This is a genomic window from Pseudomonas sp. LB3P58, from assembly GCF_054897895.1.
The window spans coordinates 5,989,716-6,014,224 of the sequence record NZ_JBUBVE010000001.1 but is presented as its reverse complement, the minus strand read 5'-3'; the positions used below and the strand labels follow the sequence as shown (position 1 = coordinate 6,014,224).

Sequence of the window (24,509 nt, the reverse complement as noted above, 5' to 3'; positions counted from 1 at the left end):
ACATATTGAATATAAAGGCCTGTAGATATCTATCCACAGAAAGGTGGCTCAGTAGAAATAAACATAAAAACAAAGATTTAATAAATTTCTTTCTTTTTAATTTCTATAACCGTGACTTCTCCACAGCTGGTTAAATTTTGTGCAAAGGGTTCTTTAGGAAGGGCGAAGTCCCTATACTTGCCGACCAGGTCCAAAAACCTGAGATCAACCTATTCCGGATTACCTAACTGAAGCAGGCACGAGGTGCGTGGTGGATTTCCCTTCCCGTTTTGAAGTGATCGTCATCGGCGGCGGTCATGCCGGTACCGAGGCAGCACTGGCCTCAGCACGTATGGGTGCAAAAACCCTGTTGCTGACGCATAACGTGGAAACCCTCGGTGCCATGAGTTGCAACCCCGCTATCGGTGGGATCGGCAAAAGCCATCTGGTCAAGGAAATCGATGCCCTCGGCGGCGCGATGGCCATGGCTACCGATAAGGGTGGTATTCAATTTCGCGTGTTGAACAGCCGCAAAGGCCCGGCCGTGCGTGCAACCCGCGCTCAGGCAGACCGGGTTCTGTACAAGGCCGCTGTCCGCGAAATACTGGAAAACCAGCCGAACCTGTGGATATTTCAACAGGCTGCCGATGATTTGATCGTCGAGCAGGAACAAGTGCGTGGTGTTGTCACCCAAATGGGCCTGCGTTTCTTAGCGGATTCCGTGGTGTTGACCACTGGCACCTTCCTCGGTGGACTTATCCACATCGGAATGCAGAACTTTTCCGGTGGCCGTGCCGGTGATCCGCCGTCGATCGCCCTGGCTCACCGTCTGCGTGAATTGCCACTGCGTGTCGGTCGCCTGAAAACCGGTACGCCACCGCGTATCGACGGCCGTTCTGTGGATTTCTCGGTGATGACCGAGCAAGCAGGCGATACACCGATCCCGGTGATGTCGTTCATGGGTTCCAAAGAGCAGCATCCGAAACAGGTGAGCTGCTGGATAACCCACACGAACGCCCGTACCCACGAAATCATTGCCGCGAACCTCGATCGTTCGCCGATGTATTCCGATGCAGGTGTGATCGAAGGTATCGGCCCGCGTTACTGCCCGTCGATCGAAGACAAGATCCATCGCTTTGCCGACAAGGAAAGCCATCAGGTCTTCATCGAACCGGAAGGCCTGACGACCAACGAGCTGTACCCGAACGGGATATCCACATCCCTGCCGTTCGACGTGCAACTGCAGATTGTGCAATCGATTCGCGGCATGGAAAACGCGCACATCGTTCGTCCGGGTTACGCCATCGAATACGACTACTTCGACCCGCGTGACCTGAAGTACAACCTGGAAACCAAAGTCATCGGCGGTCTGTTCTTCGCCGGGCAAATCAATGGCACCACCGGTTACGAAGAAGCCGGCGCCCAGGGTTTGCTGGCCGGGGCCAACGCCGCACTGCGTGCTCAGGGCAAAGATGCCTGGTGCCCGCGTCGCGACGAGGCGTACATCGGGGTGTTGGTCGACGACCTGATTACTCTGGGTACCCAGGAACCGTATCGGATGTTCACCTCCCGTGCCGAATATCGTCTGATCCTGCGCGAAGACAACGCCGACCTGCGCTTGACCGAAAAAGGTCGCGAACTGGGTCTGGTGGATGACGCGCGTTGGGCTGCGTTCTGCACCAAACGCGAAAGCATCACGCTGGAAGAGCAACGCCTGAAAAGTACCTGGGTTCGCCCGGGCACCGAGCAAGGCGATGCGATTTCCGAAAAATTCGGCACGCCGCTGACCCACGAATACAACTTGCTCAACCTGCTGAGCCGTCCGGAAATCGACTACGCTGGTCTGATCGCCGTGACTGGTGGCGGCGCAGAAGATCCACAAGTCGCCGAGCAGGTCGAAATCAAGACCAAATACGCCGGTTACATCGATCGCCAGCAGGATGAAATCGCACGGCTGCGGGCCAGCGAAGACACAAAACTGCCTGTGGATATCGATTACACGAACATTTCCGGTCTCTCCAAAGAGATCCAGAGCAAGCTCGGTGCGACCCGTCCAGAGACTTTGGGCCAGGCGTCGCGTATCCCGGGTGTGACGCCGGCAGCGATTTCGCTGTTGATGATTCATTTGAAAAAACGCGGCGCGGGCCGTCAGTTGGAGCAAAGCGCTTGAGTTCGTTGGTCACCTCGCAACACGCAGAAGAGTTATCCACAGGTGCTCGCCAGCTCGGTGTCACGCTGACAGAAACCCAGCATGCCCAGCTGCTGGGTTATCTGGCCCTGTTGATAAAATGGAACAAGGCTTACAACCTGACTGCCGTACGCGATCCGGATGAAATGGTTTCCCGTCACTTGCTCGATAGTTTGAGCGTGATGTCGTTCGTCGAAAACGGTCGCTGGCTGGACGTTGGCAGCGGTGGGGGCATGCCGGGTATTCCGTTGGCGATCCTGTTTCCAGAGTCCCAAGTGACCTGCCTGGACAGCAACGGCAAGAAAACCCGCTTCCTGACCCAGGTCAAACTCGAACTCAAACTGGATAACCTGCAAGTTATCCACAGTCGCGTCGAAGCTTTTCAGCCTGATCAGCCATTCAACGGGATCATCTCCCGGGCGTTCAGCAGCATGGAGAACTTCAGCAACTGGACTCGCCACCTCGGCGACACCGAAACACGTTGGCTGGCAATGAAGGGCGTTCATCCCGCCGATGAGCTGGTAGCATTGCCGGCAGACTTCCACCTCGATAGCGAACACGCCCTGGCCGTACCCGGTTGCCAAGGCCAACGCCATCTGCTGATACTGCGCCGCACGGCATGATTGGGAACACAAGCAAGAATGGCTAAGGTATTCGCGATAGCGAACCAAAAGGGTGGTGTGGGCAAGACCACCACCTGCATCAACCTCGCAGCTTCCCTGGTCGCTACCAAGCGCCGGGTGCTGTTGATCGATCTCGATCCACAGGGCAACGCCACCATGGGTAGCGGTGTGGATAAACACGGCCTGGAAAACTCGGTCTACGACCTGCTGATCGGCGAATGCGATCTGGCCCAGGCCATGCACTATTCCGAGCACGGTGGTTACCAACTGCTGCCGGCCAACCGCGACCTGACCGCGGCCGAAGTGGTTCTGCTGGAAATGCAGATGAAGGAAAGCCGCCTGCGCAGTGCGTTGGCGCCGATCCGTGAAAACTACGATTACATTTTGATCGACTGTCCGCCGTCGTTGTCGATGCTCACGCTGAACGCTTTGGTCGCCGCTGACGGGGTGATTATCCCCATGCAGTGCGAGTACTTCGCGCTCGAAGGTTTGAGCGACCTTGTGGATAACATCAAGCGCATCGCTGAGTTGCTGAACCCGAACCTGAAAGTCGAAGGCCTGTTGCGGACCATGTATGACCCGCGCCTGAGCCTGATGAACGATGTTTCGGCGCAGCTCAAGGAACACTTCGGCGAGCAGCTCTACGACACGGTGATTCCGCGCAACATCCGCCTGGCCGAAGCGCCAAGCTACGGCATGCCGGCGCTGGCGTATGACAAATCATCGCGGGGCGCCATTGCCTATCTGGCATTGGCGGGCGAGATGGTTCGTCGTCAACGCAAAAACTCACGCACTGCCGCTGCTCAGGCAACTTAAGGAATCCCCATGGCCGTCAAGAAACGAGGTCTCGGACGTGGACTGGATGCACTGCTGAGTGGTCCGACTGTCAGCTCGCTGGAAGAACAAGCGGTGCAGGCTGATCAGCGTGAGTTGCAGCACCTGCCCCTGGACCTGATCCAGCGCGGCAAGTACCAGCCGCGTCGGGACATGGACCCTCAGGCGCTGGAGGAGCTGGCGCAGTCAATCAAGGCTCAGGGCGTGATGCAGCCGATCGTGGTTCGTCCGATTGGCAGCGGCCGCTTCGAAATCATCGCCGGTGAACGCCGCTGGCGCGCCAGCCAGCAGGCCGGCCAGGAAACCATCCCGGCGATGGTTCGCGATGTGCCGGATGAAACCGCGATCGCCATGGCACTGATCGAGAACATCCAGCGCGAAGACCTCAACCCGATCGAAGAAGCGGTTGCGTTGCAGCGTTTGCAGCAGGAATTCCAGCTGACGCAGCAACAAGTGGCCGAAGCGGTGGGCAAGTCCCGCGTAACCGTGGCCAACCTGCTACGCTTGATCGCGTTGCCGGAAGTCATCAAAACCATGCTGTCCCACGGCGACCTGGAAATGGGTCATGCCCGTGCTTTGCTCGGTTTACCGGAAAATCAACAGGTTGAAGGGGCGCGACACGTTGTCGCACGGGGGCTGACTGTACGCCAGACTGAAGCACTGGTTCGCCAGTGGTTGAGTGGCAAACAGGAACCTGCTGAACCGGTAAAGCCGGACCCGGATATCGCTCGACTCGAACAGCGTCTGGCTGAGCGCCTAGGCTCTGCGGTGCAGATTCGCCACGGGAAAAAGGGGAAGGGGCAGTTGGTGATCGGTTACAACTCCCTGGATGAGCTTCAAGGTGTACTTGCACACATTCGCTGAAACATTTCCTCATGTAGCGTGCAGTCGGAAATCACTACCTGACAGTTGAATAGGGGCAGAACCGCCCCTATACTCTGCGCGCATTTTGTCGGCACAAATTATGCCAAGTTATTGAATTCTGGCAGCCGATCATTGGGGAGCAAAACGATGGAAAGCCGCACGCCAAACCGCTTGCCGTTCCATCGCCTGGCAGTTTTTCCGGTCTTACTGGCTCAATTTGTCGTTTTGGTACTGGCCGCTTTGGCGCTCTGGTACTGGCATGGAGTCGTAGCCGGGTACTCAGGACTCTGCGGAGGCCTGATAGCCTTGCTACCCAATGTTTATTTCGCTCACAGGGCATTTCGGTTTTCCGGCGCCCGAGCAGCTCAAGCCATCGTCCGGTCTTTTTATGCCGGCGAGGCGGGCAAACTAATTTTGACGGCAGTGCTCTTTGCATTGACGTTTGCAGGTGTGAAGCCATTGGCGCCGCTAGCTGTATTCGGCGTCTTCGTGTTGACCCAACTGGTCAGCTGGTTCGCGCCCCTGCTGATGAGAACAAGACTTTCGAGACCTTAGGGCGTTTGAGGCAACCATGGCAGAGACAACCGCTTCGGGCTATATCCAGCACCACTTGCAGAACCTGACCTTCGGTCAGCACCCAACTGGCGGGTGGGGTTTTGCCCACACCGCAGCAGAAGCCAAAGAAATGGGCTTCTGGGCTTTCCACGTCGATACTCTCGGCTGGTCGGTCGCGTTGGGTCTGATTTTCGTTCTTCTTTTCCGCATGGCGGCAAAGAAGGCGACTTCCGGTCAGCCTGGCGGCCTGCAGAACTTCGTAGAGGTTCTGATCGAGTTCGTAGACACCAGCGTGAAAGATACCTTTCACGGCCGTAATCCATTGATCGCGCCATTGGCCCTGACGATTTTTGTCTGGGTGTTCCTGATGAACGCCGTCGACCTGGTACCGGTTGACTGGATTCCTAAGCTGGCTGCCTTCATTACCGGCGACCCGCACCTGGTCTTCCGTGCTGTTTCTACCACTGACCCGAATGCGACCCTGGGTATGTCCCTGTCGGTATTCGCGTTGATCATTTTCTACAGCATCAAGGTCAAGGGCATCGGCGGCTTCATCGGCGAACTGACCCTGCACCCGTTCGGCAGCAAGAACATCTTCGTTCAAGCTCTGCTGATCCCGGTGAACTTCCTGCTGGAGTTCGTGACGCTGGTTGCCAAGCCAATCTCCCTGGCACTGCGTCTGTTCGGCAACATGTACGCCGGCGAACTGGTCTTCATTCTGATTGCTGTGATGTTCGGCAGCGGTCTGCTCTGGCTTAGCGGCCTGGGCATTGTTCTGCAGTGGGCGTGGGCTGTGTTCCACATCCTGATCATCACCCTGCAGGCGTTTATCTTCATGATGCTGTCCATCGTTTACCTGTCGATGGCGCACGAAGAGAACCATTAAGACCAGTCTCGACTAGTCTGATGTCCCACTCGGTCAAACGAGTGGGGGCCCGAACAGGGCTATGAAACGATTTGTTTTACCGCTTTAAAATCTAAAAAACCTAAACCATACGACGTAAAAGTCGGGAGGAAAGATGGAAACTGTAGTTGGTCTAACCGCTATCGCTGTTGCACTGTTGATCGGCCTGGGCGCACTGGGTACCGCAATTGGTTTCGGCCTGTTGGGCGGCAAGTTCCTGGAAGGCGCAGCGCGTCAGCCAGAGATGGTTCCAATGCTGCAAGTCAAAATGTTCATCGTTGCCGGTCTGCTCGACGCCGTAACCATGATCGGTGTTGGTATCGCTCTGTTCTTCACCTTCGCGAACCCATTCGTTGGTCAACTCGCTGGCTAATTACTCGAACCTTCGAGTAATTGGTGTGATGTGCAACGAACGAGCGAGGTGTTGGCGTGAACATTAATGCAACCCTGATTGGCCAGTCCGTTGCGTTCTTCATTTTTGTACTGTTTTGCATGAAGTTCGTGTGGCCTCCGGTCATCGCGGCTTTGCACGAACGTCAGAAGAAGATCGCGGATGGACTGGATGCTGCCAGCCGAGCAGCTCGCGACCTGGAGTTGGCCCAAGAGAAAGCGGGTCATCAACTGCGCGAAGCAAAAGCTCAGGCAGCCGAAATCATTGAGCAAGCCAAGAAACGCGGTAACCAGATCGTCGATGAGGCTGTTGAAAAAGCCCGTATCGACGCTGACCGTGTGAAGGTTCAGGCTCAGGCCGAGATCGAGCAGGAACTGAACAGTGTCAAAGACGCGCTGCGTGCCCAATTGGGTGCTCTGGCCGTTGGCGGCGCCGAGAAGATCTTGGGTGCCACAATCGATCAAAACGCGCACGCGGAGCTGGTAAACAAACTGGCTGCTGAAATTTAAGCGAGGGCGATCATGGCAGAATTGACCACGTTGGCCCGACCTTACGCTAAGGCAGCCTTCGAGCACGCCCAGGCCCACCAGCAACTGGCCTCTTGGTCAGCCATGCTCGGCCTGGCTGCAGCAGTGTCGCAAGACGACACTATGCAGCGCGTGCTCAAGGCCCCGCGACTGACGAGCGCAAACAAGGCCACCACGTTTATTGACGTGTGTGGCGACAAGTTCGATGCCAAGGCACAGAATTTCATTCACGTCGTTGCCGAAAACGACCGTCTCCCGCTTTTGCCGGAGATCGCCGCTCTGTTTGACCTGTACAAGGCCGAACAAGAGAAATCGGTAGACGTGGACGTAACCAGTGCTTTTGCATTGAACCAAGAACAGCAAGACAAACTCGCCAAGGTTCTCAGTGCACGGCTCGGCCGGGAAGTGCGACTGCACGCTGCGGAGGATGCCACCCTTATTGGTGGTGTCATCATCCGCGCCGGCGACCTGGTAATCGATGGCTCGATTCGCGGCAAACTCGCGAACCTTGCCGAAGCATTGAAATCTTGAGTTTGAAGGGGCAGCAGAGCAATGCAGCAACTCAATCCTTCCGAAATAAGTGAAATTATCAAGGGCCGCATCGACAAGCTCGATGTGACCTCCCAAGCCCGTAACGAAGGCACTGTCGTCAGCGTATCTGACGGTATCGTGCGGATTCACGGTCTGGCCGACGTAATGTACGGCGAGATGATCGAGTTTCCGGGCGGCGTCTTCGGTATGGCTCTCAACCTGGAGCAAGACTCCGTAGGTGCCGTTGTATTGGGCTCTTACCAGTCTCTGGCTGAAGGCATGAGCGCCAAGTGCACTGGCCGCATCCTCGAAGTTCCGGTTGGTAAGGAACTGCTGGGTCGCGTAGTCGACGCACTGGGTAACCCAGTTGACGGCAAAGGTCCGCTGAACAACACCGAGACCGATGCGGTCGAGAAAGTTGCTCCAGGCGTGATCTGGCGTAAGTCGGTAGACCAGCCTGTACAGACTGGCTACAAGGCTGTCGATGCCATGATTCCTGTCGGCCGTGGCCAGCGTGAGCTGATCATCGGTGACCGTCAGATCGGTAAAACCGCTCTGGCGATCGACGCGATCATCAACCAGAAAAACAGCGGTATTTTCTGCGTCTACGTAGCGATCGGTCAGAAACAATCGACCATCGCTAACGTGGTTCGCAAACTGGAAGAAAACGGCGCACTGGCTAACACCATCGTCGTTGCCGCGAGCGCTTCGGAATCTGCAGCACTGCAGTTCCTGGCACCGTACTCCGGTTGCACCATGGGTGAATTCTTCCGCGACCGCGGTGAAGACGCGCTGATCGTTTATGACGATCTGTCCAAGCAAGCAGTGGCTTACCGCCAGATTTCCCTGCTGCTGCGCCGTCCACCAGGCCGTGAAGCTTACCCAGGCGACGTGTTCTATCTCCACTCCCGTCTGCTGGAGCGCGCATCCCGCGTTTCGGAAGAGTACGTAGAGAAGTTCACCAACGGCGCAGTGACCGGCAAAACCGGTTCCCTGACCGCACTGCCGATCATCGAAACCCAGGCTGGCGACGTTTCCGCGTTCGTTCCGACCAACGTGATTTCCATCACCGACGGTCAGATCTTCCTGGAATCGGCCATGTTCAACTCCGGGATCCGTCCTGCTGTGAACGCCGGTGTTTCGGTATCCCGTGTGGGTGGTGCCGCTCAGACCAAGATCATCAAGAAGCTCTCCGGTGGTATCCGTACCGCTCTGGCTCAGTACCGTGAACTGGCGGCATTCGCCCAGTTCGCTTCTGACCTGGACGAAGCGACCCGTAAGCAACTTGAGCATGGTCAGCGCGTTACCGAGCTGATGAAGCAGAAGCAATATGCACCAATGTCGATCGCTGACATGGCGCTGTCGCTGTATGCCGCTGAGCGTGGGTTCCTGACCGACGTTGAAATCGCCAAGATCGGCAGCTTCGAACAAGCGCTGATTGCTTTCTTCAACCGCGATCACGCCGAATTGATGGCGAAGATCAACGTGAAGGGTGACTTCAATGACGAAATCGACGCTGGCATGAAAGCCGGTATCGAGAAGTTCAAGGCCACCCAAACCTGGTAAGCCGCAGCGGGAGCCGCAAGGCTCCCGCTTGCTAACCTGATAGGTGTTACATGGCAGGCGCAAAAGAGATTCGCAGTAAGATTGCGAGCATCAAAAGCACGCAAAAGATTACCAGCGCCATGGAAAAAGTGGCGGTCAGTAAAATGCGCAAGGCACAAATGCGCATGGCTGCTAGCCGTCCTTACGCGGAGCGCATCCGCCAGGTTATTGGTCATTTGGCCAACGCCAACCCGGAATATCGCCACCCTTTCATGATCGAGCGTGAAATCAAGCGCGTCGGTTATGTCGTAGTGAGCAGTGACCGTGGTCTGTGTGGTGGCTTGAACACCAACCTGTTCAAGGCCCTGGTCAAGGACATGGCGGTAAACCGCGAAAACGGCGTCGAGATCGATCTGTGTGTTGTTGGTAGCAAGGGTGCGGCTTTCTTCCGCAACTTCGGCGGCAACGTCGTTGCAGCTATCAGCCACCTGGGTGAAGAGCCGTCGATCAATGATCTGATTGGCAGCGTCAAGGTGATGCTGGATGCCTACCTGGACGGCCGTATTGATCGCCTGTCCGTGGTGTCCAACAAGTTCATCAACACCATGACGCAACAGCCTACTGTGGAGCAGTTGATTCCACTGGAGGCGACCCCGGATCAATCGCTCAAGCACCACTGGGACTATCTCTACGAACCGGATGCCAAAGAGCTGCTTGATGGCTTGATGGTCCGTTACGTCGAGTCGCAGGTCTACCAGGCGGTGGTCGAGAACAACGCGGCTGAACAAGCTGCGCGGATGATCGCGATGAAGAACGCTACCGACAACGCCGGTGATTTGATCAGCGATTTGCAGCTGGTCTACAACAAGGCGCGTCAGGCTGCGATCACCCAAGAGATCTCGGAAATCGTCGGCGGCGCTGCCGCGGTTTAACGGTTCAAATATTCAGAGGATCCAGCTATGAGTAGCGGACGTATCGTTCAAATCATCGGCGCCGTTATCGACGTGGAATTTCCACGCGACAGCGTACCGAGCATCTACAACGCGCTGTTGGTACAAAGCGCGGCAGGGACCACTCTGGAAGTTCAGCAACAGCTGGGCGACGGCGTGGTTCGTACCATTGCGATGGGTTCCACCGAAGGCTTGAAGCGCGGTCTGGAAGTCAAGGACTCTGGCGCAGCCATCTCCGTACCGGTCGGTAAAGCGACCCTGGGCCGGATCATGGACGTTCTGGGCAACCCGATCGACGAAGCTGGCCCGATTGACACCGAAGAGCGCTGGGGCATTCACCGTCCTGCGCCAACCTTCGCTGAACAAGCTGGCGGCAACGACCTGCTGGAAACCGGCATCAAGGTTATCGACCTGGTTTGCCCGTTCGCCAAGGGTGGTAAAGTCGGTCTGTTCGGTGGTGCCGGTGTAGGCAAAACCGTAAACATGATGGAACTGATCCGTAACATCGCCATCGAGCACAGCGGTTATTCCGTGTTCGCCGGTGTGGGTGAGCGTACTCGTGAGGGTAACGACTTCTACCACGAGATGAAGGATTCCAACGTTCTGGACAAAGTGGCACTGGTTTACGGTCAGATGAACGAGCCGCCGGGTAACCGTCTGCGCGTAGCACTGACCGGCCTGACCATGGCCGAGAAGTTCCGTGACGAAGGTAACGACGTTCTGCTGTTCGTCGACAACATCTATCGTTACACCCTGGCCGGTACTGAAGTATCCGCACTGCTGGGCCGTATGCCTTCCGCAGTAGGTTACCAGCCGACCCTGGCCGAAGAGATGGGTACTCTGCAAGAGCGTATCACTTCGACCAAAAACGGTTCGATCACTTCGATCCAAGCGGTATACGTACCTGCGGATGACTTGACTGACCCGTCGCCAGCGACCACTTTCGCCCACTTGGACGCCACCGTCGTTCTGTCCCGTGACATCGCTTCCCTGGGTATCTACCCAGCGGTCGATCCACTCGACTCGACTTCGCGCCAGCTGGACCCGAACGTAATCGGCCAGGACCACTACGACACCGCTCGCGGCGTACAGTATGTTCTGCAACGTTACAAAGAACTGAAGGACATCATTGCGATCCTGGGTATGGACGAGCTGTCGGAATCCGACAAGCAGTTGGTAAACCGTGCTCGTAAGATCCAGCGTTTCTTGTCGCAGCCGTTCTTCGTGGCTGAAGTCTTCACCGGTGCTTCGGGTAAATACGTTTCCCTGAAAGACACCATTGCTGGCTTCAAAGGCATCCTCAACGGTGACTACGACCACCTGCCAGAACAAGCGTTCTACATGGTCGGCGGCATCGAAGAAGCGATCGAGAAAGCCAAGAAACTGTAATCCCGGCGCCCGGCAACGGGCGCTAATTTAGGTTGAGGCAATCAGATGGCTATGACAGTCCATTGCGATATCGTCAGCGCGGAAGGGGAAATCTTCTCCGGCCTGGTCGAGATGGTGGTTGCGCACGGTGCACTGGGTGATCTTGGTATCGCTCTGGGTCACGCGCCGCTGATCACTAATCTCAAGCCGGGCCCGATCCGCCTGATCAAGCAGGGCGGGGAAGAGGAGGTGTATTACATCTCTGGCGGTTTCCTCGAGGTTCAGCCGAACATGGTCAAGGTACTTGCCGACACTGTGCAACGTGCTGCCGACCTGGACGAAGCCTCCGCTCAGGAAGCCGTTAAGGCTGCCGAGAAGGCCTTGCATGACCGTGGTGCAGAATTCGATTACGGTTCTGCTGCCGCACGTCTGGCCGAGGCTGCAGCTCAGCTGCGCACCGTCCAGCAGATCCGCAAGAAGTTCGGCCACTAATAGGCCACCGCTTGTTGTGCGATTGATTAAAAAGGGTAGCCTCGGCTACCCTTTTTTCTTTTTAGATATTCAAAACCTGGTCGCAGCCGCTGACCTCCCAGGATTGGTAGCCAGTCATGTCTTTAGAAATCGTTATCCTCGCTGCTGGTCAAGGCACCCGCATGCGTTCGGCACTGCCGAAAGTTCTGCATCCGATTGCCGGCAACTCGATGCTCGGCCATGTTATCCACAGCGCCCGGCAACTTGATCCACAGCGCATCCACGTCGTCATCGGTCATGGTGCCGATGCAGTGCGCGAGCGTCTGGCGGCTGATGATCTGAATTTCGTCTTGCAGGACAAGCAGCTTGGGACTGGCCACGCCGTTGCTCAAGCGGTGCCCTTCATTGAGTCCGACACCGTCCTGATTCTTTATGGTGACGTGCCATTGATCGAAGTCGAGACCCTGCAGCGTCTGCTCAAGCAAGTAGCGCCGCAGCAGCTGGGTTTGCTGACTGTAGAACTGGACGACCCGACCGGCTATGGCCGCATCGTCCGCAACGCCGACGGCAAAGTAACAGCCATCGTCGAGCAGAAAGACGCCAACGAAGCCGAACGAGCGATCACTGAAGGCAACACCGGCATTCTGGCACTGCCGTTCGCGCAATTGGCTGGCTGGATGAGCCGTCTTTCGAACAACAACGCCCAGGGCGAGTACTACCTGACCGACGTCATCGCGATGGCGGTTAGCGATGGTCTGGTGGTGGCCACCGAGCAACCGCATGACGCCATGGAAGTGCAGGGCGCCAACGACCGCAAGCAGCTTTCCGAGCTTGAGCGTCACTATCAGCTGCGCGCCGGTCGTCGGTTGATGGCCCAGGGCGTGACCCTGCGTGACCCGGCTCGTTTCGATGTGCGCGGTGAAATCACCGTCGGCCGCGACGTGCTGATCGACATCAACGTGATCCTCGAAGGCAAGGTCGTTATCGAGGACGACGTGGTGATCGGCCCGAACTGTGTGATCAAGGACAGCACCCTGCGCAAAGGTGTGGTGATCAAGGCCAACAGCCACATCGAAGGCGCGATTCTCGGCGAAGGCAGCGATGCCGGCCCGTTCGCTCGTTTGCGTCCAGGTACTGTGCTGGAAGCACGAGCGCATGTGGGTAACTTTGTTGAGCTGAAGAACGCTCATCTCGGCGAGGGCGCCAAGGCCGGTCATCTGACCTATCTGGGTGATGCCGAGATCGGCGCGCGTACCAACATCGGCGCGGGCACCATCACCTGCAACTACGATGGCGCCAATAAGTGGAAAACCGTGCTGGGTGAAGATGTGTTCATCGGTTCCAACAACTCGTTGGTTGCGCCTGTGGATATCTCTTCGGGTGCAACCACGGCGGCGGGTTCGACCATTACGCAGAATGTGGATAAGGCGCAGTTGGCCGTGGGTCGTGCGCGGCAGAAGAATATCGATGGCTGGAAGCGGCCTGAGAAAATCAAGAAGAGCTAAGTTATCCACAGATTGAAAGATCAAAAGATCGCAGCCTTCGGCAGCTCCTACAGAGTGAACACAAACTCCCTGTAGGAGCTGCCGCAGGCTGCGATCTTTTTTGGTTATCCACAGGTCTTTTTATCGGCCCACGCTTGACGAAGTTTCGCCAATAGGTTTTTATTGCTTTCGTTATCTTTCGAATCGAAACTTGCCAAGCCATGTCGAAACGCAATACACCTCAACGCCGTCACAACATCCTCGCCTTGCTCAATGAGCAGGGCGAAGTCAGTGTGGATGAGCTGGCCAAGCGCTTCGAAACGTCGGAAGTTACGATCCGCAAGGATCTCGCGGCGCTTGAGACCAATGGTTTGCTGCTGCGCCGTTATGGCGGAGCGATTACCCTGCCTCAAGAGCTGGTGGCCGACCTTGGTCAGCCGGTGTCTAAATACAAGCAGGCTATCGCCCGCGCCGCCGTTACGCGGATTCGCGAGCATGCGCGGATCATCATCGACAGTGGCAGCACCACGGCGGCGATGATTCCGGAACTCGGCCAGCAGCCGGGCCTGGTCGTGATGACCAACTCGCTGCATGTCGCCAATGCCTTGAGCGAACTTGAGCATGAGCCGGTGTTGTTGATGACCGGCGGCACTTGGGACCCGCATTCCGAGTCCTTTCAGGGGCAGGTGGCCGAGCAGGTACTACGCTCTTACGATTTCGACCAGTTGTTCATCGGTGCCGATGGCATCGACCTGGTTCGCGGTACCACCACCTTCAACGAACTGCTGGGATTGAGCCGGGTCATGGCTGAAGTCGCCCGGGAAGTGGTTGTCATGGTGGAGGCCGACAAGATCGGCCGCAAGATCCCCAACCTGGAGCTGCCCTGGAGCAGCGTCCATACCCTTATTACCGATGATCGCCTGCCGCTCGAGGCACGGGATCAGATACAGGCCCGCGGAATCAACTTGATCCTCGCGGCTGTCAGTCAGGAGAAATAGCATGTGTGGAATTGTCGGCGCAGTAGCAGAACGTAATATCACCGCCATCCTGCTCGAAGGCCTGAAACGCCTGGAATACCGTGGCTATGACAGTGCAGGTGTAGCGGTCTACACCAATGACCAAAAGCTTGAGCGCCTGCGTCGCCCGGGCAAGGTCAGTGAATTGGAACTGGCGCTGGCCGAAGAACCGCTGGTCGGCCGCCTGGGTATCGCCCACACACGTTGGGCCACTCACGGTGCGCCGTGCGAGCGCAACGCTCACCCGCATTTTTCCGGTGATCTGGCGGTGGTGCACAACGGCATCATCGAGAACCACGAAGCCCTGCGCGAGCAACTGAAAGCCTTGGGTTACGTGTTCACCTCAGACACCGACACCGAAGTCATTGCTCACCTGTTGAACCACAAACTCAAGGATCTGCCTGATTTGACCGTGGCCCTGAAGGCTACTGTCAAAGAGCTGCACGGTGCTTATGGTCTGGCGGTCATCAGCGCTCGGCAACCGGATCGTCTGGTCGCGGCCCGTAGCGGCAGCCCGTTGGTCATCGGTCTGGGTATGGGTGAAAACTTCCTGGCTTCCGATCAGTTGGCCCTGCGCCAGGTCACTGACCGCTTCATGTACCTGGAAGAAGGCGATATTGCCGAAATTCGCCGCGACAGCGTGCAAATCTGGGACGTTAGCGGCCAAGTGGTCGAGCGTGAGTCGGTGCAGTACCGCGATGGTGCCGAAGCCGCCGACAAGGGTGAATTCCGCCACTTCATGCTCAAGGAAATTCACGAGCAACCGGCCGTGGTGCAGCGCACCCTGGAAGGTCGCATTAGCCAGAATCAAGTGCTGGTGCAAGCGTTCGGTCCACAGGCTGCCGAGTTGTTCGCCAAAGTGCGTAACGTGCAGATTGTCGCGTGCGGCACCAGTTACCACGCCGGCATGGTTGCCCGTTACTGGCTCGAAGAACTGGCCGGCATCCCGTGTCAGGTCGAAGTCGCCAGCGAGTTCCGCTACCGCAAGGTGGTGGTGCAGGCCGACACCCTGTTCGTGACCATCTCCCAGTCTGGTGAAACCGCCGACACCCTGGCCGCTCTGCGTAACGCCAAAGAGTTGGGTTACCTCGCCAGCCTGGCGATTTGCAACGTCGGCATCAGCTCATTGGTACGTGAATCCGATCTGACTCTGCTGACCCAGGCCGGTCGCGAAATCGGCGTGGCCTCGACCAAAGCCTTTACCACTCAGTTGGTCGGTCTGCTGTTGCTGACCCTGTCCTTGGGTCAGGTTCACGGCACGTTGGCCAAAGGCGTCGAAGCCACATTGGTTGAAGAGCTGCGTCGCCTGCCAACCCGCCTCGGCGAAGCCCTGGCCATGGACGGCACCGTTGAAAAAATCGCCGAGCTGTTCGCCGAAAAAAACCACACCCTGTTCCTCGGTCGTGGCGCGCAATTCCCGGTGGCGATGGAAGGGGCGCTCAAGCTCAAGGAAATCTCCTACATCCACGCTGAAGCCTATCCGGCCGGCGAGCTGAAACACGGCCCGTTGGCGCTTGTGGATAACGACATGCCAGTGGTCACCGTGGCACCGAACAACGAGCTGCTGGAGAAGTTGAAATCCAACCTCCAGGAAGTCCGCGCCCGTGGTGGCGAGCTGATCGTCTTCGCGGACGAACAAGCTGGCATGACCAATGGCGAAGGCACGCACGTTGTGCAAATGCCGCACATCCACGACATCCTGTCGCCGATCCTCTACACCATTCCGCTGCAGTTGCTCTCGTATTACGTTGCTGTGTTGAAGGGCACCGACGTTGACCAACCGCGTAACCTGGCGAAGTCGGTGACGGTGGAATAAGTTATCCACAGGTGATGGAAACATTAAAAATCGCAGCCTACGGTTGCGATTTTTTTTATCTGAATTGAGGACACGCCCATGGACCGATTCCAGGAAATGCAGGTCTTCGCTGCCGTCGCCCAAGACCAAGGCTTCTCGGCGGCGGCGCGGCGTTTGGGCCTGTCGGCCGCCAGCGTCACTCGCGCCGTGGCGGCGCTGGAGAAACGCATCGGCACGGTGCTGCTGACGCGCACCACCCGCAGTGTGCATTTGAGCGAGGCGGGTCAACGTTACCTGGAAGACTGTCGGAGGATTCTCGCCGAGGTGCAGGAAGCCGAGGACTCGGCGGCGGGCAGTCACACCCAACCGCGTGGGCAACTGACAATTACTGCGCCGGTGTTGTTCGGTGAGCTGTTTGTCACGCCGGTGATGGTGAATTATCTGACGCAGTTTCCTGAAGTCAGCATCAATGGGTTGCTGGTCGATCGAGTGGTCAGCATGGTCGAGGAGGGCATTGATGTTGCCGTGCGCATCGGTGAGTTGCCAGACAGTAATCAGCACGCGATTCGCGTGGGTGAGGTTCGGCGGGTGATTTGCGGCTCGCCGGACTTTCTGGCAGCTCATGGCCGACCTCGACATCCTCAGGACCTGGCTCAGGCGCCGGTTATTGCGACGTCCTCTATCGGTCAGTCGAGAACCTGGCCGTTCCTCGAAGGGGGAGAGCCGCTGAGTGTTCGACCAGCACCGCGCCTGGTGGTGACGGCCAATCAGGCGGCCATTACGGCGGCTTGCCTGGGTTTGGGGCTGACCCGGGTTCTGTCTTATCAGGTCGCGAGCAAAGTCGCCTCCGGTGAGCTGGAAATCGTTCTGGCGGACTTCGAACTGCCGCCCTTGCCTATCCATGTGGTCTATCAGGGTGGGCGCAAGGCCCCTGCGCGGATCCGCAGTTTTGTGGATTTTGCAGTGAGCGCGCTGCGTGAGCACCCGTCCTTGCAGGCGTGATGGTTTATTTCACCTGGTGAAATAATGGATTGCGTTGGCTGGTTATTCTGTTGTTTTGGTTGCGGGTGGAAGATAGCGCCCCATCGGTGCCGAACACTGTTCAACAGCGCCACCACCCAGCGGAGTCGACCATGCAAGCGATCAAACTCTACAATTTCCCACGTTCCGGCCACGCTCACCGTGTGGAGCTGATGCTGTCCCTGCTGCAGCTGCCGACCGAGCTGATCTTTGTCGACTTGCCCAAAGGCGCGCACAAACAGCCGGATTTCCTCGCGCTCAACGCTTTTGGTCAAATTCCGGTCATCGATGATCAAGGCGTGGTGCTGGCCGACTCCAACGCGATTCTGGTTTATCTGGCGCAAAAATATGGCGACGGCCGCTGGCTGCCAACCGATCCGGTGGGGGCGGCCAAGGTTCAGCGCTGGTTGTCGATTGCCGCTGGGCCGATTGCCTTTGGCCCCGCCAGAGCGAGGCTGATAACGGTGTTTGGTGCGGCTTACAACGCTGAAGAGGTGATCGCTTACTCCCACTCCGTGCTCAAGGTGATCAATCAGGAACTGGCAGCAACGCCGTATCTGGCGGGCGCCGAGCCAACCATTGCCGACGTTTCGGCCTACAGCTACATCGCCCATGCGCCAGAAGGCAACGTGTCCCTTGAGGACTACGCCAACATCCGCGCCTGGTTGGCGCGGGTCGAAGCGTTGCCAGGGTTTGTCGGCATGCCGCGCACCGTTGCCGGCCTGCAAAAAACTGCCTGATGCTTACGGCCCGACACTCTCGGGTCGTTCACACTGCGCCGATGGCGCAGGGGAGAAGTCGTTGTGGACCGTTCACCCTGGCACGCCGGCGAGAAACAGTTGCAGGCTCATGTGGGCATTGCCGAGCGAATGGAGGTGCTCGGTCGTAAGGTGATTCGCAGCGAGATGCCGGATCAGCACCGCACGTTCTATGAGCAACTGCCGTTCATGCTGTACGGCGCGGTGGATGCCGACGGTAATCCTTGGGCCAGTATTCTTGAAGGGCCACCGGGTTTCGCTCACTCGCCCGAGCCAGGCACGCTGCAATTTAGCAGCCTGCCGGGCGCTGATGATCCGGCGCAATTGACGGAGGGCGCGGCGATCGGCTTGCTGGGGATCGAACTGCACACCCGCCGCCGCAACCGCCTCAACGGCCGAGTCGGCGCTATCACGGCAAGCGGCTTCGATGTGACGGTGGAGCAGTCCTTCGGCAATTGCCCGCAATACATTCAATTGCGCCAGTTTCGCTCGGTGCCGTTGGCGGATCCGTCGACTCGCATCGCGCAACACCTCAACGGGCTGGATGAGGCGGCCAAAGCCCTGATTGCAGGAGCCGATACGTTCTTTGTCGCCAGTTACGTGGACGTCGATGGCCAACGTTCGGTGGACGTTTCTCACCGCGGCGGCCAGGCCGGTTTCGTACAGGTGGAAGGCAATCGCCTGACCATTCCGGATTTCGCCGGCAACCTGTTTTTCAACACTTTGGGCAACCTGCTGCTCAATCCCCGGGCCGGTTTGCTGTTTATCGATTTCAATTCGGGAGACCTGCTGCACCTCAGCGGTCGCACCGAAGTCATTCTTGAAGGCCCACAGGTCGAGGCGTTTCAAGGGGCCGAGCGCTTGTGGACATTAGAGGTGGAAAGCGTGGTGCGTCGGCCCGCCGCGCTTGCTCTGCGCTGGCGCTTTGACGGTGTGTCTCCCACCAGTTTGCTGACCGGCACCTGGGCGCAGGCCAACGCCCGTCTGCAAGCCCAGGCGTTGGGCGATCGTTGGCGGCCGCTGCGGGTGGCGCGCATCAAAGAGGAAAGCCACAACATCCGCTCGATCTATCTGGAGCCTGCCGATGGCGCGGGGTTGCCAGTGTTTCAGGCCGGGCAGCATTTGCCGCTGCGCTTCACCATTGCCGGCGAGGTGCATATCCGCACGTATAGTCTGTCGAGCGCGCCGTCCGATGATTTTTTCCGCATCAGCGTGAAGCGTGAAGGCTTGGTGTCTTCGCACCTGCATGAACAGGTGCGTGTCGGTGATCTGTTGGAAGCCCGTGCGCCTCAAGGGCATTTCACCGTGGCACCTAATGAACGTCGGCCTCTGGTGTTGTTGGCTGCCGGTGTCGGCATCACGCCGCTGCTGTCGATGCTGCGCGAGGTGGTTTACCAAGGCCTGCGCACCCGCCGCATCCGGCCGACCTGGTTTCTCCAGAGTTCGCGCACGTTGGCCGATCAAGTGTTTCGTCCTGAGCTGGATCGCTTGCTCGATGGCGCAGGTGATGCGGTCAGGGTGCTGCGTCTGGTGAGTCAGCCCGAAGCCGGGGCCTTGGAGGGTGAGGATTTCGACCTGACGGGACGGATCGACACCGCGCTGCTCAAGACCCTCCTTGAAGTGGAGGACTACGATCAGCTGGATTTTGTCCTCTGCGGTCCGGGCAGTTTTACCCAAGGGCTGTACGACGGCCTGCGGGAACTGGACATCCGTGATGCAAGGATTCACGCCGAAACCTTTGGCCCCTCGACCTTGCGCCGGGTGCCGGACCCCGATGCGGTGATCATCGAGCAACCGCCCGCGGCTACGACCTCGGTGCCGGTGGTGTTTCAGCGCTCGGCAAAAGAGGCCCGCTGGCAACCTGACGGTGGCAGTTTGCTGGAGTTGGCGGAAAGCCGAGGGTTGCGCCCGGAATTCAGTTGCCGCGGTGGTTCCTGCGGGACCTGCAAGACTCGCCTGATCAGCGGCCAGGTGAATTATCCACAGCCGCCGGCCGAAGTGCCGGACGACGGACACGTGCTGATTTGTTGTGCGATTCCGGCGCAGGGGTCGCAGCCTTTGGTCCTCGACCTGTAGCATCTGCGGAACGCAGCCTCGCAGGCTCGACAGCTGCTACAAAGGATCTGATTCGCTCAAGGGGATTTATGTATTTTTTTGCTCGTCTGTCGGCGTTGATTGTCGCGGTGGCGTTGCTCAGCGGTTGCGAACGACAGGACGCGCCGCCGCTCGATCAGCAACTCTACGTCTGGCAACGGCAATGGACACCGGCCCACGAAGCGGCGCTGAGGGACAGCCGCGCTGACTTTTCCACCCTGCGGGTGCTGGCCTTGCAGGCATTCCCTGAGGCGGGTTGGAGTCGGGCGCGGATTGATCCGGCGCTGCTCAAGCGTGATGGTCGGCCGCTGATCGCGGTGATTCGTCTCGACGGCCAGCTTAAGTCGCTGGATCGGGACGAAGTCACCGCGCAGATCCTGCAGGTGCTCGGCGATTGGCAAGGGCAGGGGTTGAATCTCTCTGGCGTGGAAATCGACCACGATGCCGGTAATGCTCGGCTACCGGCCTACCGCGAATTTCTTACGCACCTGCGCGCAGTTTTGCCGGCCACTATTGCGCTGAGCATCACCGCATTGCCGGCCTGGCTCGACAGTCCCGAATTACCGGCGTTGTTATCCACAGTCGACAGCAGCGTGTTGCAGGTGCACGCGGTGAGCGATCCGCGTCTTGGCTTGTCTAACCCGGATCAAGCCCGACAATGGACCAAGGCCTGGAGCCGCATCACTTCGAAACATTTCTATCTGGCGCTGCCGGCCTATGGTGTGGCGTTGTTGCCGGGAGGCGGCGGTGCGCCGTTAGTGGAAAGCGAAGTGCCGATCGAACAGGGCGGCAAACGTCGGGAATTACTCGCCGATCCGCAGCAACTGAGCCGACTCGGGACCGAGTTGCGCAACGATCCACCGGCGCATCTGGCGGGCCTGATCTGGTTTCGCCTGCCGCTGGCCAGCGACCGCCGGGCCTGGAGCCTGACGACCTTGGGCGCCGTGGCGCGTGGCGATGCCCTCGACAGTCGACTGGCGTTGAAACTCTCGGTGCAGAACGACCTCTATGACATCAGCCTCAGCAATCAGGGCAACCTCGACAGCGCCTGGCCCGAACGCCTGACTCTCGCGGTGCAGGGTTGTGACGGTGCCGATGCGCTGGCCGGTTATGCGTTGCAACAGCGTCCGGATCTGCTTACCTTCACCCGCCTGCGCGACGGTCGAATACCGGCCGGCGGGCAGCGCGCCGTGGGTTGGGCTCGTTGCGCACATATTGATCAAGGAGGTTCGAATGTTGACCCGTAACTGGCCCCGCCATCTGCTTTGCCTGAGCCTCAGCCTGCCGCTGGGTTCGGCGCTGGCCTGTGGGCCGGATTTCCCGATGCGTCTGCTGGACAACCGCGGCCAGTCGCTGGCGGAACTGCCGGAAGGTAACTTCAGATTTGAAATCAGTCGCCTCGGGCATGCGGTCGCCGGGCTGAAGAACGTCAGCGAAACCGCCTATAACATGGATGCGCCCGACTACGCAGAACAGCGGGATAAGGCTGAGCAATCCGGTTTGACGGCTGAGCAGCAAGCGCTGGTGAAACAGCTACGCAGCCTGACCGATGCGCATGAGGTCGAGAGTCAGGGCGCGAGCCTGCCGGCGGAACTCAAGCTTTATCTGGCCGGCGCGGTGGCATTCAATGCGGGTGATCATGGACTGGCAGCCGAGTACTTCCAGAAGGTGCTGGCGTTGCCGGCGGATCAACGGGCGTTACGCAGTACCTGGGCGGCTTACTCGTTAGGTCGGGCGCTGTTTGCCATGAGCTCCGAAGCGGACGCTGGCCCTGACTTGTTGGCTCAGTCTCGAAAGGCCTTCGAGCAGACCCGCCAACTGAGCATCGACGGCTTCAGCGACCCACTGGAACTGGGCGTCGCCAGCCTCGGTGAAGAGGCCCGCGTGGCCCGCACCGCTGGCGACTGGAACAGCGCCATCGAACTCTACGCCACGCAAAACCTTCAGGGTTCGGCGGTGGGTTATACCTCGCTGAAACTGTTGGTGGCCGACCTCGCGGCGATGCCTGACGATCAACTGGCCGAGTTGCTCAAGGGCAAACCGGTACAGCAACTGGTGACGGCGTCGTTGATCAGCCGACTGGGCTGGTCATTCGGCGATCAACCGCCGAACGAATTGAAACTGATCAAACTGCTGCAAAACAGCACCCACGGTAGCCTCGACAACGCGGATCGTCTGGCGGCAGTGAATTATCAACAGGGTGATTACGCCAGCGCCAAGGCGTTCCTCGAACACGCCGGTGATGGCGGGCTGGCGTGGTGGCTGCGGGCCAAACTGGCCGTGCGCGATGGCGATAAAAACGCGGCTGCCGCGGCGTATGCCAAGGCTGCCCAGGCCTTCCCGCAGAACGAGTCGTGGGGTGAGCGACGCACGCCGGACTGGGACTTCGAAACGCTTCAACCTAAATGCCGGGTCGAGGGGGAAAGCGCGATCCTGGCGTTGCAACGCGGGGATTACCTGCAAGCGTTTGATCAGCTTTATCGCAGTAAAGATATCTACTGGTTCGACGCCGCCACGGTCGCCGAGCGGGTGTTGACCGTCGATGAGCTCAAGCAATACGTCAACACTCAAGTGCCGTCGCCGCCCCCTCTGACTCAACAGGATCGCGATAACTACGTGCAGTTACCGGTGGCGGCGAAACTGCGCAATTTGCTCGGGCGGCGCTTGCTGCGCGAAGAGCGGTACGACGAAGCGCCAGCCTATTTCGATAACGCCGATTTGCAGGCCAAGGCCAAGTGGTACGGACAGTTGCGCCACGACGCCGAATCAAAATGGTGGCCGACCAAACGGGCATTCGCTTATTACCATGCCGCGACACTGGCCCGTTTCGACGGAATGGAGTTGTTGGGCTACGAGCTGTCCCCGGATTACGCCACCTTCGGCGGCAATTACAGTCTCGAAAGCGCGGAACTCAAGGTCGGGCCGCTGATGGCCGAGGGTGAAGTGCAGCGCCAGCAAGCCACCGTGGCGCAGCCCGATGAGCGTTTCCACTACCGTTTTGTCGCCACGGCTTTGGCAAGCAAGGCCGCGGATCATCTGCCCCACAGCAGTCAGGCGTTTGCTTCGGTGCTGTGCAAGGCTTCGTCGTGGGGCACCAGCCTGCAAGAGCAAAGCGCGTTCTACCGTCGTTATGTCGAGGAAGGCCCGTATGTGGTCTGGGCCGGCGATTTTGGTCATCAATGCCAGGATCCGGACTTTCAGAGCGCCGACAAGCGCTATGTGACCCAGGTCACCGACGCCGCGCGCTCGCAGCTGCGGCCTTACAAAACACCGTTGCAGATTGGCGGTGTGATAGCGGTCATGGCAGCGGCGCTGTTGTTGATCAACCGCCGCCGCAAGACGAGGTAAGGCTCAAGCCTGTTGCACAAAGGTTAGCCGCACGGCGAAGCCGATCAGCAGACTGCCAAACAGCCACTGTTGCAGGCGCTGGGCCGAAGGACTGCGTTGCAGCCAACGGCCAAGCGCTGCGCCGGTCAGTGCGTAAGCGCTGTCAAACAACAGCCCAACGCCAACCAACACCACGCCCAGGGTCGCAAATTGCGCGAGCACTGGCCCGGCGTGTGGATCGATGAACTGCGGGAGCAGCACCGAGCAGAACAGCAACGCCTTGGGGTTGAGCAGGTTGGTCAGCAAACCGCGCTGGATCGCTGTACGCCAGCGAGGTTTCTCGTTGGCGGCGTCTGCTCCGTTCAAGTTCGGCAGCATTGTGGTTCGCAGGCATTGAATGCCGATCCATAGCAGATACGCGGCCCCGGCCAGGCGTACCACGTCGAACGTCCAGGGCGCAGCCTTGAACAGTGCCGCCAGCCCCAACGCTGCCAACGCCACATGGCACCCCCGGGCCACACCCAGCCCCACCGCAGCCGCCAGCGCCGCGCCTTTGCCCTGACGGGCACCGGTCTGCAACAACAGGATCATGTCCGGGCCCGGCAACAGATAGACCACCGCCAGCGCCATGAAAAACACCCAGAGTCCTGCCACGTTGCACCCCATTCGTTGTCGATTCGGTACGGCCAGTCTAGGGCTGAAGGGCAGGGCAGGTGGTTGCGTAGTTCGCTTCTAAAATGCTTATGGTTGGCATAACCTGCCACTCAATTGTGGGAAAACCATCAGGATCTGCCAAACCATGAAACTCGACGCCTACGACCGCAAGATTCTCGCAGCGCTGCAACGGGACGGTCGCCTGAGCAATGTGCAACTGGCTGACGAGATCGGTCTGTCCGCCTCGCCTTGTTTGCGCCGGGTACGGATGCTCGAAGAAGCTGGGGTGATACGCGGTTACCAGGCCAATCTGGATCGCGACGAAGTAGGGCTTGGGCTGACCGTATTTGTCGGGGTCAAGGTCGAACGGCACAACGATGAACAGGCCGAATCCTTTCGCCTGGCCGTGACCGCGTTGCCTGAGGTGATTTCGGCCTTTCTGGTGTCAGGGGAATCGGATTTTCTGCTGCAAGTGGTGGTGCCGGACCTGCGCGCCTATGACCGTTTCCTCACGGGGCGTTTGCTGAAATTGCCGGGTGTCAGTGACATCCGCAGCAACTTTGCGATTCATACGGTGAAGACACCGGGGGCGTTGCCGTTGGAGCATTTACCACTGTAGATCGCGAAGATG

General features: G+C 58.6%; 23 protein-coding genes. 22 read left to right on the top strand and 1 reads right to left on the bottom strand.

Annotated features, from left to right (window positions below):
- The first annotated feature begins 250 nt into the window (after nt 1–250).
- From mnmG to ACYZTZ_RS27980, 21 genes are all read left to right on the top strand, one after another.
- Nucleotides 251–2,149, top strand: coding sequence for a tRNA uridine-5-carboxymethylaminomethyl(34) synthesis enzyme MnmG (gene mnmG / locus ACYZTZ_RS28080; RefSeq protein ID WP_046044925.1), 1,899 nt, complete (start codon nt 251–253; stop codon nt 2,147–2,149).
- Entirely contained in the window at nt 2,146–2,790 is a 645-nt protein-coding gene (rsmG, locus tag ACYZTZ_RS28075) for a 16S rRNA (guanine(527)-N(7))-methyltransferase RsmG (protein ID WP_033059687.1), read from the top strand. Before mnmG ends, rsmG begins: the two co-directional genes overlap by 4 nt.
- 18 nt (nt 2,791–2,808) lie before the next feature.
- Nucleotides 2,809–3,606, top strand: coding sequence for a ParA family protein (locus ACYZTZ_RS28070; RefSeq protein WP_008155709.1), 798 nt, complete (start codon nt 2,809–2,811; stop codon nt 3,604–3,606).
- Nucleotides 3,607–3,615: 9 nt separating this feature from the next.
- Entirely contained in the window at nt 3,616–4,488 is an 873-nt protein-coding gene (locus ACYZTZ_RS28065; RefSeq protein WP_008027541.1) for a ParB/RepB/Spo0J family partition protein, read from the top strand.
- A 147-nt stretch (nt 4,489–4,635) separates the two neighbouring features.
- Nucleotides 4,636–5,043 (top strand): F0F1 ATP synthase subunit I, encoded by a 408-nt coding sequence (locus ACYZTZ_RS28060; protein ID WP_007948092.1) that lies wholly within the window; start codon nt 4,636–4,638, stop codon nt 5,041–5,043.
- 16 nt (nt 5,044–5,059) lie between these two features.
- Nucleotides 5,060–5,929 carry a F0F1 ATP synthase subunit A gene (gene atpB / locus ACYZTZ_RS28055; protein WP_149628571.1) on the top strand — a complete coding sequence of 290 codons (870 nt, stop codon included), beginning with the start codon at nt 5,060–5,062 and terminating at the stop codon, nt 5,927–5,929.
- Nucleotides 5,930–6,062: 133 nt separating this feature from the next.
- The gene (gene atpE, locus ACYZTZ_RS28050) at nt 6,063–6,320 is read left to right on the top strand and encodes a F0F1 ATP synthase subunit C (RefSeq protein WP_002555987.1); all 258 of its coding nucleotides are present in this window, start codon (nt 6,063–6,065) and stop codon (nt 6,318–6,320) included.
- Between the two features lie 56 nt (nt 6,321–6,376).
- Complete coding sequence (locus ACYZTZ_RS28045; RefSeq protein WP_046044927.1) at nt 6,377–6,847, top strand: F0F1 ATP synthase subunit B; 471 nt, start codon at nt 6,377–6,379, stop codon at nt 6,845–6,847.
- Nucleotides 6,848–6,859: 12 nt separating this feature from the next.
- Complete coding sequence (locus tag ACYZTZ_RS28040) at nt 6,860–7,396, top strand: F0F1 ATP synthase subunit delta (RefSeq protein WP_033059683.1); 537 nt, start codon at nt 6,860–6,862, stop codon at nt 7,394–7,396.
- A 21-nt stretch (nt 7,397–7,417) separates the two neighbouring features.
- Entirely contained in the window at nt 7,418–8,962 is a 1,545-nt protein-coding gene (atpA, locus tag ACYZTZ_RS28035) for a F0F1 ATP synthase subunit alpha (RefSeq protein ID WP_033059681.1), read from the top strand.
- 50 nt (nt 8,963–9,012) lie between these two features.
- Nucleotides 9,013–9,873, top strand: a complete 861-nt coding sequence (gene atpG, locus ACYZTZ_RS28030; protein ID WP_033059680.1) for a F0F1 ATP synthase subunit gamma — start codon at nt 9,013–9,015, stop codon at nt 9,871–9,873.
- 27 nt (nt 9,874–9,900) lie between these two features.
- Nucleotides 9,901–11,280 (top strand): F0F1 ATP synthase subunit beta, encoded by a 1,380-nt coding sequence (atpD, locus tag ACYZTZ_RS28025; RefSeq protein WP_056738513.1) that lies wholly within the window; start codon nt 9,901–9,903, stop codon nt 11,278–11,280.
- 45 nt (nt 11,281–11,325) lie between these two features.
- Entirely contained in the window at nt 11,326–11,751 is a 426-nt protein-coding gene (locus ACYZTZ_RS28020; RefSeq protein WP_008155716.1) for a F0F1 ATP synthase subunit epsilon, read from the top strand.
- Between the two features lie 116 nt (nt 11,752–11,867).
- Entirely contained in the window at nt 11,868–13,235 is a 1,368-nt protein-coding gene (gene glmU, locus ACYZTZ_RS28015; protein WP_462000303.1) for a bifunctional UDP-N-acetylglucosamine diphosphorylase/glucosamine-1-phosphate N-acetyltransferase GlmU, read from the top strand.
- Between the two features lie 200 nt (nt 13,236–13,435).
- Nucleotides 13,436–14,212 (top strand): DeoR/GlpR family DNA-binding transcription regulator, encoded by a 777-nt coding sequence (locus ACYZTZ_RS28010; RefSeq protein WP_415758534.1) that lies wholly within the window; start codon nt 13,436–13,438, stop codon nt 14,210–14,212.
- A 1-nt stretch (nt 14,213) separates the two neighbouring features.
- Nucleotides 14,214–16,046: a glutamine--fructose-6-phosphate transaminase (isomerizing) gene (glmS, locus tag ACYZTZ_RS28005; protein WP_462000302.1), complete on the top strand. Its 1,833-nt coding sequence runs from the start codon at nt 14,214–14,216 to the stop codon at nt 16,044–16,046.
- Nucleotides 16,047–16,124: 78 nt separating this feature from the next.
- Nucleotides 16,125–17,027: a LysR family transcriptional regulator gene (locus tag ACYZTZ_RS28000; RefSeq protein WP_462000301.1), complete on the top strand. Its 903-nt coding sequence runs from the start codon at nt 16,125–16,127 to the stop codon at nt 17,025–17,027.
- A 131-nt stretch (nt 17,028–17,158) separates the two neighbouring features.
- Nucleotides 17,159–17,785, top strand: a complete 627-nt coding sequence (locus ACYZTZ_RS27995) for a glutathione S-transferase family protein (RefSeq protein WP_462000300.1) — start codon at nt 17,159–17,161, stop codon at nt 17,783–17,785.
- 63 nt (nt 17,786–17,848) lie between these two features.
- Complete coding sequence (locus tag ACYZTZ_RS27990; protein ID WP_462000299.1) at nt 17,849–19,879, top strand: pyridoxamine 5'-phosphate oxidase family protein; 2,031 nt, start codon at nt 17,849–17,851, stop codon at nt 19,877–19,879.
- 68 nt (nt 19,880–19,947) lie between these two features.
- Nucleotides 19,948–21,144, top strand: coding sequence for a DUF3142 domain-containing protein (locus tag ACYZTZ_RS27985; protein WP_462000298.1), 1,197 nt, complete (start codon nt 19,948–19,950; stop codon nt 21,142–21,144).
- A complete protein-coding gene (locus ACYZTZ_RS27980; RefSeq protein WP_462000297.1) occupies nt 21,131–23,245 on the top strand; it encodes a hypothetical protein in 2,115 nt (704 codons plus the stop codon). The genes ACYZTZ_RS27985 and ACYZTZ_RS27980 overlap by 14 nt, the downstream gene beginning before the upstream one ends.
- Before the next feature lie 3 nt (nt 23,246–23,248).
- Here ACYZTZ_RS27980 and ACYZTZ_RS27975 read toward each other — a convergent pair whose 3' ends face one another.
- A complete protein-coding gene (locus ACYZTZ_RS27975; protein ID WP_462000296.1) occupies nt 23,249–23,878 on the bottom strand; it encodes a LysE family translocator in 630 nt (209 codons plus the stop codon).
- 145 nt (nt 23,879–24,023) lie between these two features.
- On the opposite strand from ACYZTZ_RS27975, the gene ACYZTZ_RS27970 reads away from it, so the two are divergent.
- Complete coding sequence (locus ACYZTZ_RS27970) at nt 24,024–24,497, top strand: Lrp/AsnC family transcriptional regulator (protein WP_163910566.1); 474 nt, start codon at nt 24,024–24,026, stop codon at nt 24,495–24,497.
- Nucleotides 24,498–24,509 lie beyond the last annotated feature (12 nt).